Source organism: Escherichia coli, assembly GCF_036503815.1.
Classification (GTDB): Bacteria; Pseudomonadota; Gammaproteobacteria; order Enterobacterales; family Enterobacteriaceae; genus Escherichia; species Escherichia coli_F.
In genome coordinates this window covers 1,065,081-1,080,797 of the sequence record NZ_AP027764.1, presented here as the reverse complement: position 1 = coordinate 1,080,797, position 15,717 = coordinate 1,065,081, and the positions used below count along the sequence as shown (strand labels likewise).

The window sequence follows — 15,717 nt, the reverse complement described above, 5'->3', positions numbered from 1 at the left end:
ACCAGACCTGCCGAAATCGGCAAATCGTAACTATTTAACGCGCGAGAAAAGTACCATCGATTCCAGATGTCCCGTGTGTGGGAACATATCCAGCATCGCCAGTCGCGCAATGGTATATCCTGCTTTTAATAACGCTTCGCTATCCCGAGCCAGCGTTGCAGGATTACAGGATACATAAACTATACGAATAGGTTCCAGTTTTATAATTTGCTGCATAACACCTGCGGCACCTGCTCGCGCCGGGTCCAGCAACACTTTATCGAAGCCGTTTTTCGCCCACGGCTGCTTTGTGACATCTTCTTCAAGATTTTCGTGATAAAACGTCACATTGTGTAAGCCATTAAGACGCGCATTCTGCTGGCCTTTTTCAACCAGCGCCGGAACGCCTTCTACACCGACCACACTGGCAGCTTGTGTCGCCAATGGCAGTGTAAAGTTGCCCATACCGCAGAACAGATCCAGTACGCGATCTTCAGGTTGTACATCCAGCCATTCCAACGCACGCGCTACCATTTTTTGGTTCACACCCGCATTGACCTGAATAAAATCGCGCGGGCTAAAAGTTAAGCGCAACCCGTTTGAGTCATACCAGGGCATCTCACCAGAGACGGTTTCGAGTATCTCACTATCGGGGGCGAGATACAGATCCAGGCCTTCAGAATGCGAAAAGCGTTCCAGTTTTTCGCGATCTGCCGAACTTAGCGGTGCGGTATGGCGCAAAATCATCAGCGTGCCGCTGGTTGCCTGTACCAGTTCAACATGACCAAGATGGCGCATAGCTTGTAAGCTGCCCAGGCATGCCCTGACTTTGGGCAGCAATGCTTCAAGTTGGGGCACTAAAATGGGGCATTGTTTAACGTCGACAATGTCACTGGAGCCCGCTTTGCGAAACCCCATCTGAAGTTGCTGTGTTTTCGGTAAGTAGTTCAAACTTAAACGCGCGCGACGGCGATAGCCCCAGGGAACATCGGCGATCACTTCAGAGACTTCGTGTTTCATTAATCGGGCGAGTGCCGCACTTTTGCTTCGCTGCTGTAAATCCTCGCTGGCGTGTTGTTGCTGACAGCCACCGCATACGCCAAAATGAGGGCAGCGTGGCGTTTCGCGTTCCGGGCTATCGCTTAACCGGCGCACGACTTTAGCGCGGGCGTACTGTTTTTTATCTTCAGTAACAGTAACTTCCGCGTTTTCCTGTGGCAATAATCCAGGAATAAATAACGCTTTGCCGTTATGTCGTGCCACGCCCTGACCAAAAGAGTCGAGGTCGTTGACTGAAACAGTTATGATCTGACGCGTCGTCGTGCGTCGTTTTGCAGAGTAGAATTGCGCCATTGGCGAGACTTTCTCAATTTAACAGTGTGACCTTAATTGTCCCATAACGGAACTCCATGACCAACTACAGCCTGCGCGCACGCATGATGATTCTGATCCTGGCACCGACCGTCCTTATTGGTTTATTGCTGAGTATCTTTTTCGTTGTGCATCGCTATAACGACTTGCAGCGTCAACTGGAAGATGCCGGAGCCAGCATTATTGAGCCGCTTGCAGTTTCTACTGAATATGGCATGAGCCTGCAAAATCGCGAATCTATCGGTCAGTTAATAAGCGTACTGCATCGTCGCCATTCCGATATTGTTCGCGCGATTTCGGTTTATGATGAAAATAACCGACTCTTTGTCACCTCCAATTTTCATCTTGATCCCTCATCAATGCAGCTCGGCAGCAACGTGCCGTTTCCTCGCCAGCTCACTGTCACACGTGACGGTGATATTATGATCTTACGCACACCAATTATTTCCGAGAGTTATTCCCCCGACGAATCGCCCAGTAGTGATGCCAAAAATAGTCAAAATATGCTGGGATATATCGCGCTTGAACTGGATCTAAAATCGGTTCGCTTGCAGCAATATAAAGAGATCTTTATTTCCAGCGTGATGATGCTGTTTTGTATCGGTATTGCGCTTATTTTTGGCTGGCGACTCATGCGTGATGTAACCGGTCCAATTCGCAACATGGTGAATACCGTCGACCGTATCCGTCGCGGACAACTCGACAGCCGAGTGGAAGGATTTATGCTCGGCGAGCTGGATATGCTGAAAAATGGCATCAACTCGATGGCAATGTCGCTGGCAGCTTATCACGAAGAGATGCAGCACAATATCGACCAGGCGACGTCCGATCTGCGTGAAACGCTGGAGCAGATGGAAATTCAGAACGTTGAGTTGGATCTGGCGAAAAAGCGCGCCCAGGAAGCGGCGCGTATTAAATCCGAGTTTCTGGCAAATATGTCACACGAGCTGCGTACACCACTGAATGGTGTTATTGGCTTTACCCGCCTGACGCTGAAAACAGAATTAACACCAACGCAGCGCGATCACCTGAATACGATTGAACGTTCGGCAAATAATTTGCTGGCAATTATTAATGATGTTCTCGACTTCTCGAAACTGGAAGCAGGTAAGCTGATTCTGGAAAGTATTCCATTCCCACTACGCAGCACGCTGGATGAAGTCGTTACCCTGCTGGCACATTCTTCTCACGATAAAGGGCTGGAACTGACGCTCAATATTAAGAGCGACGTGCCCGATAACGTAATTGGCGACCCACTGCGATTACAGCAAATCATCACTAACCTGGTGGGGAATGCAATTAAATTCACCGAGAATGGCAACATTGATATTCTGGTAGAAAAACGTGCGCTGAGTAATACCAAAGTGCAGATTGAAGTGCAGATTCGGGATACTGGCATTGGTATTCCGGAACGCGATCAATCGCGCTTATTCCAGGCCTTCCGACAGGCTGATGCCAGTATTTCCCGCCGTCATGGTGGCACCGGGCTGGGGCTGGTGATTACACAAAAACTGGTTAATGAAATGGGCGGCGATATTTCGTTCCATAGCCAGCCGAATCGCGGTTCAACTTTCTGGTTCCACATTAATCTCGATCTGAATCCGAACATTATTATCGAAGGGCCATCCACCCAGTGCCTCGCCGGCAAGCGCCTGGCCTATGTCGAACCAAACTCCGCAGCAGCGCAATGCACGCTGGATATTTTAAGTGAAACGCCGCTGGAAGTGGTTTATAGCCCAACGTTCTCCGCGCTGCCTCCCGCGCATTACGACATGATGTTATTAGGCATTGCGGTGACCTTCCGCGAGCCGCTAACAATGCAACATGAGCGATTAGCGAAAGCGGTATCGATGACCGATTTTCTGATGCTGGCACTTCCTTGCCATGCACAAGTCAATGCTGAAAAACTTAAGCAAGATGGTATCGGCGCGTGTCTGCTGAAACCATTAACACCTACGCGCCTGTTCCCTGCCCTGACGGAATTTTGTCATCACAAACAAAACACGCTTTTGCCTGTTACCGATGAAAGTAAGCTGGCAATGACTGTCATGGCGGTTGATGACAACCCCGCTAACCTGAAACTTATCGGCGCGTTACTGGAAGATATGGTGCAACATGTAGAGCTTTGCGATAGCGGGCATCAGGCCGTTGAACGGGCGAAACAGATGCCGTTCGATCTGATCTTAATGGATATTCAAATGCCGGACATGGACGGAATTCGGGCCTGCGAACTCATCCACCAGCTCCCCCATCAGCAACAAACGCCGGTTATCGCGGTAACGGCGCATGCAATGGCCGGGCAAAAAGAGAAGCTGCTTGGCGCAGGGATGAGCGATTATCTGGCGAAACCGATTGAAGAAGAACGATTGCATAATTTGCTGTTGCGCTACAAGCCTGGCAGCGGTATTTCCTCTCGGGTCGTGACCCCCGAAGTCAATGAAATTGTGGTGAACCCGAATGCGACCCTCGACTGGCAACTGGCACTACGCCAGGCAGCAGGAAAAACCGATTTAGCGCGCGATATGCTGCAAATGTTACTCGATTTCCTGCCTGAAGTTCGCAACAAAGTTGAGGAACAGCTGGTTGGAGAAAACCCGGAAGGCCTGGTTGATTTGATTCATAAACTGCATGGCAGTTGCGGCTATAGCGGTGTGCCGCGTATGAAGAATCTCTGCCAACTGATCGAACAACAGCTACGTAGCGGTACTAAAGAAGAAGATTTGGAGCCGGAGCTGCTGGAACTGTTGGACGAGATGGATAATGTAGCTCGCGAAGCCAGCAAAATTCTCGGGTAATAAATATGTTATCCAGTAAAAACCGGCTCCTGACAGAGCCGGTTTTGGTTTTCTGTCTTAACGCACCATGCATGGACGCTTGTTATCGAACGTCCAGCCAGGAATCAGATACTGCATTCCCATTGCATCGTCACGCGCGCCAAGCCCGTGTTTCTGATACAGCTCGTGGGCTTTCATCACCTGATCCATATCGATTTCTACGCCCAATCCTGGTTTTTGCGGCACCTGTACCAGCCCGCCTTTGATCTCAAACGGTTCTTTGGTCAGACGCTGATTGCCTTCCTGCCAGATCCAGTGCGTATCAATAGCAGTAATTTTACCCGGTGCAGCAGCGGCTACATGGGTAAACATCGCCAGGGAAATATCGAAGTGGTTGTTAGAGTGTGAACCCCAGGTCAGGCCAAACTCATGGCACATTTGCGCCACACGTACCGAACCTTGCATCGTCCAGAAATGCGGATCCGCCAGCGGGATATCAACGGATTGTAACGAGAGCGTATGGCCCATCTGCCGCCAGTCGGTGGCGATCATATTGGTTGCGGTCGGCAGGCCAGTCGCGCGACGGAACTCTGCCATCACTTCACGCCCGGAGAAACCTTGCTCCGCACCACACGGATCTTCTGCATAAGCCAGCGAACCTTTCAGGTATTTACCGATTTTAATCGCTTCGTTCAGCGACCAGGCACCGTTAGGATCGAGGGTAATACGCGCCTGCGGGAAGCGTTGCGCCAGTGCCACAATAGATTCGGCTTCTTCTTCTCCGGCCAGTACACCGCCCTTCAGTTTGAAATCGTTGAAGCCATATTTTTCATATGCCGCTTCCGCCAGGCGCACCACCGCATCCGGCGTCATCGCTTCTTCGTGACGCAGGCGATACCAGTCGCATGAGTCATCCGGCTGGCTTTGATACGGCAGCGGTGTGGCTTTGCGATTACCGACGAAGAACAGATAACCGAGCATTTCGACTTCGCTACGCTGTTGACCATCGCCCAGCAGCGATGCCACGTTAACCCCCAGATGCTGCCCCAGCAGATCCAGCATTGCCGCTTCTATCCCAGTAACCACATGAATAGTGGTCCGCAAATCAAATGTCTGCAAACCGCGCCCACCGGCATCACGATCGGCAAAAGTATTACGCACCAGCGTCAGAACGTTTTTGTATTCACCCAGCGTTTTACCCACCACCAGCGGAATTGCATCTTCCAGCGTTTTACGGATTTTCTCGCCGCCGGGAATTTCCCCTACGCCAGTGTGACCAGAATTATCTTTGATAATCACAATATTACGCGTGAAGAACGGTGCGTGTGCACCACTCAGATTCATCAGCATACTGTCATGGCCCGCCACCGGGATGACCTGCATTTCAGTAACAACAGGCGTCGTAAATTGAGAACTCATATCTATGTCCTTTTTCAAAATCAATGACGGCCGAAAACGGGACGTTTACGGTCAAAGGTCCAGCCGGGGATCAGGTACTGCATCGGGCCCGCGTCGTTACGCGCACCGCCAGGCAGACGTTTATAGGCCTCATGCGCCTTTTGTACCTGCTCCCAGTCCAGTTCCACGCCCAGACCGGGCGCATCAGGAACGGCAATTTTTCCGTTTTTAATCTCCAGCGGATTTTTGGTCAGGCGACAATCTCCCTCCTGCCAAATCCAGTGGGTATCGATAGCGGTAGGATTACCCGGTGCCGCCGCACCCACATGGGTAAACATCGCCAGAGAGATATCAAAGTGGTTATTGGAATGGCAGCCCCAGGTCAGCCCCCAGTCGTCGCAAAGCTGCGCCACGCGGACTGCACCGGAAAGCGTCCAGAAATGCGGATCGGCAAGTGGAATATCTACCGCATTGAGCATCACCGCATGGCCCATTTCGCGCCAGTTGGTGGCGATCATGTTAGTCGCGACGGGCAAGCCGGTCGCCCGTCGAAACTCAGCCATCACTTCACGTCCGGAGAAACCCTGCTCAGCGCCGCACGGGTCTTCCGCATAGGTGAGAACATCATTCAGCCCTTTGCACAGAGAAATGGCTTCATCAAGCAGCCATGCACCGTTGGGATCAACGGTAATTCGCGCATCCGGGAAGCGTTTCTTCAATGCACGAACAGTGTCGATTTCTTGCTCGCCAGGTAACACTCCGCCCTTAAGTTTGAAATCTTTAAAGCCATAGCGATCCTGTGAAGCTTCCGCCAGACGCACAACGGCTTCGCTGTTCATCGCTTTTTGGTGGCGCAACTGATACCACTCATGGTTGCCCGGCGTATTTTCCAGATAAGGAAGATCGGTTTTAGTCCGATCACCGATATAAAACAGATAACCGAGGACGGTAATAGCGTCACGTTGCTTGCCAGGCCCTAGCAGTTCGCAGACCGGAACATTCAGCACCTTACCTAACAGGTCAAGCAAGGCGGCTTCCAGCGCCGCCACGGCATTAACGCGCAATTCAAAAGTCCAGGCACCTTTGCCGAAGGTATCAAAATCGGCTGCCTGATTACCTTTATGCACCTGCTGAACCACTTTATTCAGTCGTGCGATCTCCTGGCCCAGCACCATCGGAATAGCATCGACCAGTGTCTGATAAATCACCTCTCCGCCGGGCGCTTCACCAATACCGGTATGCCCGGCGTTATCGGTGAGTACCACAATATTGCGGGTGAAATATGCGTTATGTGCACCACCAATATTAAGCAACATGCTGTCATGCCCGGCCACCGGAATGACTTTCATATCAGTAATAACAGGACTAGATTGTGTCGCCATCTTATTGCCCCGCAACAGGTTTCAGCTCGATACGCTTGATATCGCCCACCAGCACCAGGTAGCTCAGTACCGCGATTAAGGCATGAACACCAACATAAATCAGCGCCCCATTAAACGAGCCAGTCGTGCCAACGATATAACCAATTGCGATTGGCGTGACGATGCCAGAAATGTTACCGAACATGTTGAACAGGCCACCGGAAAGACCGCTGATCTCTTTTGGCGCGGTATCTGCCATTACTGCCCAACCCAGCGCCCCGATGCCCTTACCGAAGAAGGCCAGCGCCATAAAGCCGATGATCATCCACTCAACGTTGACGTAGTTGCAGAACACCATCACCATCGACAGCAACATGCCCATTACGATCGGTGTTTTACGCGCAATGTTCAGCGATCCCGTGCGGCGCATCAGCCAGTCGGAAATAATCCCACCCAGCACACCGCCGATAAAACCGCAAACCGCCGGAACGGAAGCCACAAAGCCCGCTTTCAGAATCGACATCCCGCGTGCCTGCACCAGATAAACCGGGAACCAGGTAATAAAGAAGTAAGTCAGGGCGTTGATACAGTACTGACCGATATAAACGCCGATCATCATCCGTGACCCGAGCAGCTGTTTGATCTGCCCCCACTTCACGCTGAACGGCACTTTAACTTTGGTGTTTTGCTGATCCATATTGATCAGCGCGCCACCCGCGGCGATGTACTCCAGCTCTTTCTGATTTACGCCCGGATGTTGATTTGGCTCATGGATGACTTTCAACCAGATAAAGCTGATGACAATGCCCAGACCGCCCATGAAGAAGAAAACATGTGACCAACCCACTTCATGAGTCAGCCAGCCCATAATCGGCGCGAAGATCACCGTTGCGAAGTATTGGGCGGAGTTAAAAATAGACACTGCAGTTCCCCTTTCCTGCGCCGGAAACCAGGCCGCAACAATGCGACTGTTGCCGGGGAAAGATGGCGCTTCAGCAAGCCCGACCAGGAAGCGCAGCGTAAACAGGGCAACGATAATGCCAAATCCACTAAAGATATCGACGAAGCCTTGCAGCAAGGTAAACATCGACCAGATAAAGATCGACCAGAAGTAGACGCGTTTTGAACCAAAACGATCCAGCAACCAGCCACCAGGGATCTGCCCGATAACATAAGCCCATGAGAAAGCTGAGAACACATAACCCATTCCCACTGGATCAAGGCCGATATCTTTTGCCATTTCCGAACCGGCGATAGAGAGCGTAGCGCGGTCGCCGTAGTTGAAGGATGTGACGATAAACAACATCACCACTATCCAGTAACGAGCATTCGTGCGTTTTTCCACACTGCTCGCAGCCTGACTTAAAGAACTCATTGTTGCACTCCTGAAAATTCGCGTTAGCCACGCTCACTCTGGACTGCGACATCGCCAGGAAATCAGAGGTGACGTAGGGTGTTTTTTGCCGTTTTTATAGGTCGTTCGCCGAATACGGCGCGTGTTTATATCTGGCAATAACAGTATAAAAAGCGCGCCATAGCGGCTCACCGTGCAACAACACAACATTAATGCGTTCAATGAGGCCCGATTTTGGCATTAGCCCTGGACGGTGGAATCCACTTCACGGAAATGAAAACAAGAACAAGAAAGGAAGGGTTAAAACGAAGAAATAAAGAAGAGTATGAAATGGATCGCTTGACTCCAGGCAAACGCCAGTAAAAATCCGCGCTATGAAGCAGTTTTTACTGGCATTTGCCTGAAAAGATTCGATTCAGCACCGCTAAAATGGCCTTTACCGCTCGCTGAACGTATCAGGACAACAGCGTGCCCCACTGTTCGACCCACGGATTTGATTCCGTTTCCGGTTCCGGGTTCTCACTGGCGTCAACCAGCAGCATTTCCCCTATCCGCTGCGCACTCTGTTCCTGCAACAAGGCATCGAACTGTTTGCCGCCATTGCAGAAATTCACATAACTACTGTCGCCGAGCGCAATCACGCCATAACGCAGATTCGGCTGGAAGCCCAGGGTATCTTTAATTCCCTGAAAGAGCGGCACAATGCTATCAGGAAGGTCGCCCTGCCCGGTCGTGGACGTAACCACCAGAACGAACTTATCCTGATAGGGCAGCCAGTCACTTAATTCAGGATCTTCAAATACCGTTACTTTGTGGCCCTGCGCGGTCAGAATTGCTTCCGCTTCTTCCGCCACTAACAGTGAATTTCCGTACACGGTGCCCACAAAAATACCAATTTCCGCCATACCGTTTTCTCCCTGGATTAGGAACTTATCTCTCCATCCTGACCCGATGGCGCACTGAACTCAACCCTTTCATTTTCAGGAAGCAGACCCCGCCAGCCAAATTGTGATAACGCCTGCATCCAGGTGCCGTCCAGGCCCGCGTGAATAGTCAGCGGCTCGCCAGTAAATGGATGTGTCAATGACAACTGACTGGCATGCAGCATTAACCGCTGAAGGCCAAAATGTTCAGCACCGCTACGATTCTGACGTAAATCACCATGTTTGCTGTCGCCAATAATCGGATGGCGCAAGTGGGCAAGATGGCGACGGAGCTGATGCTTGCGTCCTGTTTTCGGCTCCAGTTCCACCAGACCGTAGCGCGTAGTCGGGTAACGTCCGGTCGCTACAGGCATTTCTACGGTCGCCAGACCGCGATAATGTGTCACCGCTGGCTGTGGACCTTTATCTTCGCGGGCGAATTTATCAGCGATTTTGTCCAGTTCTTCCACCAGCGGATAATCCAGCACAGCCTCTTCCATCAGCCAGCCGCGCACAATCGCATGGTAACGTTTCTGGATTTGGTGCTGTTCAAACTGTTGTGCCAGCAGCCGTCCGGCCTCGCTGGATAGTCCCATCAGCAATACGCCGGACGTCGGTCGATCCAGCCGATGCGCGGTAAATACATGCTGACCAATCTGGTCACGCACGGTTTGCATAACCACCACTTTCTCGTCGCGATCCAGCCAGCTGCGGTGAACCAGCCAGCCGGAGGGTTTATTTACCGCAACCAGCCATTCATCCTGGTAGATTATTTCCAGCATCAGCTCGCATCATCCGCAAAAAGAGCATCCAGTTTTTCCAGCTCAGCCAGAATAAGCGCGCGTTGCGGATGGTCCGTCGCCAGCGCCATTTCATAATAGGGTGCAACAGCAAAAGCGCCCGGTAATGGCTGGTTATTATCTAACAAATCGTGCATTCGCGGAATCAGCACCCACTGCAACCACTCCAGTGGTTCCATGGTGTCCATAAAGAACGGTTGGGTACTGTTAAATTGATGCGGCTGGGGTTCATCGTTTCGCCAGTGCTGATGTTCACGCAGTAACGCTTCAAGCGCCTGCAACTGGAGACGAACGCGGTCATGAGTGGTCATAAAGCAACCTCAATAAGAAAAACTGCCGCGAAGGATAGCAGGAATAAAAAAAGGGAGCACTGTATTCACAGTGCTCCCGGTTCGTTTCGCAGCATTCCAGCTACTTTTGTTGCTCCCTGCTCATCCTTGACAACTTTTCCTCTGGCCTTGCGGCCAATCGTTCATCCTGAACTATTGCTTCCTGCTCACACCACCCCGATGTGATACTTCATCCTGAAGTGTCCTTGGCCTTCCTGACCCACCGAATCATCCTGACCGGTTCTCATTCTCCATCCTGGAGGTGTCCTTTAACGCGTCCTGCGTCATCCTCTTCGCTTCATCCAGAAGCCTTTCCCTGAAACACCCTCCTGGTGTGTCCTTCAGAAGTGTCATCATCCTGATGTTCACTTCGTTGTCTGACTCCCTGTCGACGAAGATAGAATCGTCTTTTTCGCGAAGTCTTACAAGGCGCTTACAGACAATGCCTTAAGGAAAATTTCATATGAAAGTTAAGAATTAACAAGCAATATATTGATTTTAAATGAAAATAACGATTCTTATCTTTTTAAGTATTCGCTTATTTCCTGGCGATCTCCTACAGAGTCTGTAAGAGATCTCTCACAACAAGATGGGGTATTTGGATTACAGAAGAGGCTTAAGTTGATTAAGGAATTCCGCAAGATTTGAGGCTAAATGCGTCCGTTTGCGTGTTCCCAGCGTCTCTTTGCACACTTCACCGGAGAGATTACACACCGAGATGACCTCTAACTCTTCTTCCAGCGTCGCGATAAATAGCGTGGGCGGCAGTTTTAGCCTTTTCTGAGTCACCAGATGACCAATCAGATTTTCCTGCACCCGACGGAAGTCGTCTTCACTCCAGGTTTGCAGCAATGTCAGTTTGATATCGCCAAACTGCGCGTGCATATCCCCGGCAAACTGGGTCGTGTAAAAAGTATGAACCGTGGGTTGTATCACAATATCAAAAGCACGTTCAACCGCGTTTACATTTTGTTCACCGGTAAACGGCTGGGGTTGCCAGTATACAGCGTCTTCGGTGGTTGAAATAATGCACGGTGAAGGAACGCCGTACAGTTCCTCACTTAACGGCCAGCTTTTATGCTCTTCATGCCACGCATCGCAGTAGCGTGCAGTAAAATCTTTCAAGGCTTGTGCGGTCAAATCGTCCACTAATTTCTCTCTTCACTTAAACCAGATACACTTGTCGTTTAGTTTATCTGGTTTATGACGGTGAAACATGTCTTCTTATGCAAACCATCAGGCACTTGCGGGCCTGACTCTTGGAAAATCAACCGATTACCGGGATACCTATGACGCCAGCCTACTGCAAAGCGTTCCACGCAGCCTGAATCGCGACCCGCTGGGTCTGAAAGCGGATAACCTGCCTTTTCACGGTACGGATATCTGGACGCTGTATGAACTTTCCTGGCTGAATGCGAAAGGTTTGCCGCAGGTCGCTGTCGGTCATGTTGAACTTGATTACACCAGCGTAAATCTGATTGAGTCGAAGAGTTTTAAGCTTTATCTCAACAGTTTTAACCAGACGCGTTTTAATAACTGGGATGAGGTGCGCCAGACGCTGGAGCGCGACTTAAGCACTTGCGCTCAGGGTAAGGTTAGCGTGGCGTTATATCGTCTTGATGAACTGGAAGGCCAGCCGATAGGTCATTTCAATGGCACCTGCATTGATGACCAGGATATCACTATCGATAACTATGAATTCACTACTGACTATCTTGAGAATGCCACCAGTGGTGAAAAAGTAGTAGAAGAGACGCTCGTCAGCCACCTGCTGAAATCAAACTGCCTGATCACCCATCAACCAGATTGGGGTTCGATCCAAATTCAGTATCGTGGACGCCAAATTGACAGAGAAAAACTGCTGCGTTACCTGGTTTCTTTCCGTCATCACAACGAGTTCCACGAACAGTGCGTGGAACGCATCTTTAATGACCTGTTACGCTTCTGCCAGCCAGAGAAATTGAGCGTTTACGCACGTTATACCCGTCGTGGCGGTCTGGACATTAACCCGTGGCGCAGTAACAGCGATTTTGTCCCATCGACCACAAGACTGGTTCGGCAATAAATTTTTTCTCAATTTTGCGTGCTGGATTCACGCAGAAGGTTGTGAAAGGTCATCAGGCAGGGCTATTGTAATCAAAGGGAATGACGATATTCGTCCCATAAGGAGTTTTTCTTGATTACACATATTAGCCCGCTTGGCTCCATGGATATGTTGTCGCAGCTGGAAGTGGATATGCTTAAACGCACCGCCAGCAGCGACCTCTATCAACTGTTTCGCAACTGTTCACTTGCCGTACTGAACTCCGGTAGTTTGACCGATAACAGCAAAGAATTGCTGTCTCGTTTTGAAAATTTCGATATTAACGTCCTGCGCCGTGAACGCGGCGTAAAGCTGGAACTGATTAATCCCCCGGAAGAAGCTTTTGTCGATGGGCGTATTATCCGCGCTTTGCAGGCCAACTTGTTCGCGGTTCTGCGTGACATTCTCTTCGTTTACGGGCAAATCCATAACACCGTTCGTTTTCCCAACCTGAATCTCGACAACTCCGTCCACATCACTAACCTGGTCTTTTCCATCTTGCGTAACGCTCGTGCGCTGCATATCGGTGAAGCGCCAAATATGGTGGTCTGCTGGGGCGGGCACTCAATTAACGAAAACGAGTATTTGTATGCCCGTCGCGTCGGGAATCAGCTGGGCCTGCGTGAGCTGAATATCTGCACCGGCTGTGGTCCGGGAGCGATGGAAGCGCCGATGAAAGGTGCTGCGGTCGGACACGCACAGCAGCGTTACAAAGACAGTCGTTTTATTGGTATGACAGAGCCGTCGATTATCGCCGCTGAACCGCCTAACCCGCTGGTCAACGAATTGATCATCATGCCAGATATCGAAAAACGTCTGGAAGCGTTTGTCCGTATCGCTCACGGTATCATTATCTTCCCTGGCGGTGTGGGTACGGCAGAAGAGTTGCTGTATTTGCTGGGAATTTTAATGAACCCGGCCAACAAAGATCAGGTTTTACCATTGATCCTCACCGGCCCGAAAGAGAGCGCAGACTACTTCCGCGTACTGGACGAGTTTGTCGTGCATACGCTGGGAGAAAACGCGCGACGCCATTATCGCATCATCATTGATGACGCCGCTGAAGTCGCTCGTCAGATGAAAAAATCGATGCCGCTGGTGAAAGAAAACCGTCGCGATACGGGCGATGCCTACAGCTTTAACTGGTCAATGCGCATTGCGCCCGATCTGCAAATGCCGTTTGAGCCGTCTCACGAGAACATGGCTAATCTGAAACTGTACCCGGATCAGCCAGTAGAAGTTTTGGCCGCTGATCTGCGTCGTGCCTTCTCCGGTATTGTGGCGGGTAACGTAAAAGAAGTCGGTATTCGCGCCATTGAAGAGTTTGGTCCTTACAAAATCAACGGCGATAAAGAGATTATGCGTCGTATGGACGACCTGCTACAGGGTTTTGTTGCCCAGCATCGTATGAAGTTGCCAGGCTCAGCCTACATCCCTTGCTACGAAATCTGCACGTAATCTCCCCTTCCCCGGTGACGTTTGTTGCCGGGTTTTCTCGTTATTGGTTACTTACTCATCAACTCATTTCATTTGTTATATAAATGTTTCTTACCGTCCTCACGCGATAAATATCATCACAGTTAATATGTCATACAATTTATATTGCAACGCAAACGTTTCCCTATTTTCACAAACCACATTTTATCGCTATGAAAAATAAATTATCCCCATTATTCACTAAAAGTATTGATTTTTTCAGCTCAACCTACATATATTGCGCGCCCCGGAAGAGGTCAGATGTCGTTTAATGGGCAAATATTGCCCTTAAATTCTCTTTTACTTTTGATTTACAGAGTAAAGCGTTGAGATTATCTATCTTCCAAGTAGATTATTGTATTTGAGATCAAGATCACTGATAGATACATAACTTGTGTGTATCTTTCCGCCCTCAAATTATTACGGCGGAAAATGATTAAGCCATCGCCGATAGACAGATTTCATTTTTACGGTCAGGCACCTTCCCGGGCTGAACTGGCTAAAAGCTGAATTATTTGCATTCCTCCAGGAGAAATTGATGGAAACGACTCAAACCAGCACGATTGTGTCGAAAGACTCACGTAGTGCATGGCGCAAGACAGACACCATGTGGATGCTGGGCCTTTACGGCACGGCAATCGGCGCGGGCGTGCTGTTCCTGCCAATCAACGCCGGTGTTGGCGGTATGATCCCGCTGATCATCATGGCTATCCTTGCGTTCCCGATGACGTTTTTTGCTCACCGCGGCCTGACTCGCTTCGTACTGTCTGGTAAAAACCCGGGCGAAGACATCACCGAGGTTGTAGAAGAACACTTTGGTATTGGTGCAGGTAAACTGATTACCCTGCTCTACTTCTTTGCTATCTACCCGATCCTGCTGGTTTACAGTGTGGCAATCACCAACACGGTTGAAAGCTTCATGTCTCACCAGCTGGGTATGACGCCGCCGCCGCGTGCGATTCTGTCTCTGATCCTGATTGTGGGTATGATGACTATTGTTCGCTTCGGTGAGCAGATGATCGTGAAGGCGATGAGTATTCTGGTATTCCCGTTTGTTGGTGTACTGATGCTGCTGGCTCTGTACCTGATCCCTCAGTGGAACGGCGCAGCACTGGAAACGCTGTCTCTGGACACTGCATCGGCAACCGGCAACGGTCTGTGGATGACCCTGTGGCTGGCGATTCCGGTCATGGTGTTCTCGTTCAACCACTCTCCGATCATCTCTTCTTTCGCCGTTGCGAAGCGTGAAGAGTACGGCGATATGGCAGAACAGAAATGCTCGAAGATCCTGGCATTCGCACACATCATGATGGTGCTGACCGTAATGTTCTTCGTCTTCAGCTGTGTACTGAGCCTGACTCCGGCAGACCTGGCTGCGGCTAAAGAGCAGAACATCTCGATTCTGTCTTACCTGGCTAACCACTTTAACGCACCGGTTATCGCGTGGATGGCTCCGATTATCGCGATTATCGCTATCACCAAATCCTTCCTCGGCCACTACCTGGGTGCACGTGAAGGCTTCAACGGTATGGTGATTAAATCTCTGCGTGGTAAAGGTAAGTCTATCGAAATCAACAAGCTGAACCGTATCACTGCGCTGTTCATGCTGGTAACGACCTGGATTGTTGCCACCCTGAACCCGAGCATCCTGGGTATGATTGAAACCCTGGGCGGCCCAATCATCGCGATGATCCTGTTCCTGATGCCGATGTACGCAATCCAGAAAGTACCGGCAATGCGTAAGTACAGCGGTCACATCAGCAACGTATTCGTTGTCGTGATGGGTCTGATTGCAATCTCCGCAATCTTCTACTCTCTGTTCAGCTAAGTCCTTTCGCGCCGCTTTCGGGCGGCGCTTCCTCCGTTTTA

Annotated in this window: 12 protein-coding genes; 4 read left to right on the top strand and 8 right to left on the bottom strand. The window is 50.4% G+C overall.

What is annotated here, in order from left to right:
* Positions 1–30 precede the first annotated feature (30 nt).
* Positions 31–1,332: a 23S rRNA (uracil(1939)-C(5))-methyltransferase RlmD gene (gene rlmD / locus AABJ99_RS05175; protein WP_000046780.1), complete on the bottom strand. Its 1,302-nt coding sequence runs from the start codon at positions 1,330–1,332 to the stop codon at positions 31–33.
* Between the two features lie 56 nt (positions 1,333–1,388).
* Between rlmD and barA the strand changes: the two genes are divergently transcribed.
* Positions 1,389–4,145: a two-component sensor histidine kinase BarA gene (gene barA / locus AABJ99_RS05170; RefSeq protein WP_000186438.1), complete on the top strand. Its 2,757-nt coding sequence runs from the start codon at positions 1,389–1,391 to the stop codon at positions 4,143–4,145.
* Positions 4,146–4,202: 57 nt separating this feature from the next.
* On the opposite strand, the gene gudD is transcribed toward barA, so the two are convergent.
* The 7 genes from gudD to syd all read right to left on the bottom strand — a co-directional run bounded on the left by gudD (position 4,203) and on the right by syd (position 11,438).
* Positions 4,203–5,543: a glucarate dehydratase gene (gudD, locus tag AABJ99_RS05165; RefSeq protein WP_000098256.1), complete on the bottom strand. Its 1,341-nt coding sequence runs from the start codon at positions 5,541–5,543 to the stop codon at positions 4,203–4,205.
* 20 nt (positions 5,544–5,563) lie between these two features.
* Positions 5,564–6,904, bottom strand: coding sequence for an enolase C-terminal domain-like protein (gene gudX, locus AABJ99_RS05160; protein WP_039021099.1), 1,341 nt, complete (start codon positions 6,902–6,904; stop codon positions 5,564–5,566).
* A 1-nt stretch (position 6,905) separates the two neighbouring features.
* Positions 6,906–8,258: a galactarate/glucarate/glycerate transporter GudP gene (gene gudP / locus AABJ99_RS05155; RefSeq protein ID WP_000097082.1), complete on the bottom strand. Its 1,353-nt coding sequence runs from the start codon at positions 8,256–8,258 to the stop codon at positions 6,906–6,908.
* A 434-nt stretch (positions 8,259–8,692) separates the two neighbouring features.
* Entirely contained in the window at positions 8,693–9,142 is a 450-nt protein-coding gene (gene yqcA, locus AABJ99_RS05150; RefSeq protein WP_338387513.1) for a flavodoxin, read from the bottom strand.
* 17 nt (positions 9,143–9,159) lie between these two features.
* Positions 9,160–9,942: a tRNA pseudouridine(65) synthase TruC gene (gene truC, locus AABJ99_RS05145; protein WP_039021097.1), complete on the bottom strand. Its 783-nt coding sequence runs from the start codon at positions 9,940–9,942 to the stop codon at positions 9,160–9,162.
* A complete protein-coding gene (yqcC, locus tag AABJ99_RS05140) occupies positions 9,942–10,271 on the bottom strand; it encodes a YqcC family protein (RefSeq protein ID WP_000206991.1) in 330 nt (109 codons plus the stop codon). Before yqcC ends, truC begins: the two co-directional genes overlap by 1 nt.
* Positions 10,272–10,892: 621 nt before the next feature.
* A complete protein-coding gene (syd, locus tag AABJ99_RS05135; RefSeq protein WP_000342437.1) occupies positions 10,893–11,438 on the bottom strand; it encodes a SecY-interacting protein in 546 nt (181 codons plus the stop codon).
* Positions 11,439–11,505: 67 nt separating this feature from the next.
* Here syd and queF point away from each other — a divergent pair, with 67 nt between their 5' ends.
* From queF to sdaC, 3 genes are all read left to right on the top strand, one after another.
* A complete protein-coding gene (queF, locus tag AABJ99_RS05130; RefSeq protein ID WP_039021096.1) occupies positions 11,506–12,354 on the top strand; it encodes an NADPH-dependent 7-cyano-7-deazaguanine reductase QueF in 849 nt (282 codons plus the stop codon).
* Positions 12,355–12,465: 111 nt separating this feature from the next.
* Positions 12,466–13,830 carry a nucleotide 5'-monophosphate nucleosidase PpnN gene (ppnN, locus tag AABJ99_RS05125; protein ID WP_039021095.1) on the top strand — a complete coding sequence of 455 codons (1,365 nt, stop codon included), beginning with the start codon at positions 12,466–12,468 and terminating at the stop codon, positions 13,828–13,830.
* A gap of 556 nt (positions 13,831–14,386) precedes the next feature.
* Positions 14,387–15,676 (top strand): HAAAP family serine/threonine permease SdaC, encoded by a 1,290-nt coding sequence (sdaC, locus tag AABJ99_RS05120; RefSeq protein WP_000450486.1) that lies wholly within the window; start codon positions 14,387–14,389, stop codon positions 15,674–15,676.
* The last annotated feature ends 41 nt before the right edge of the window (positions 15,677–15,717 follow it).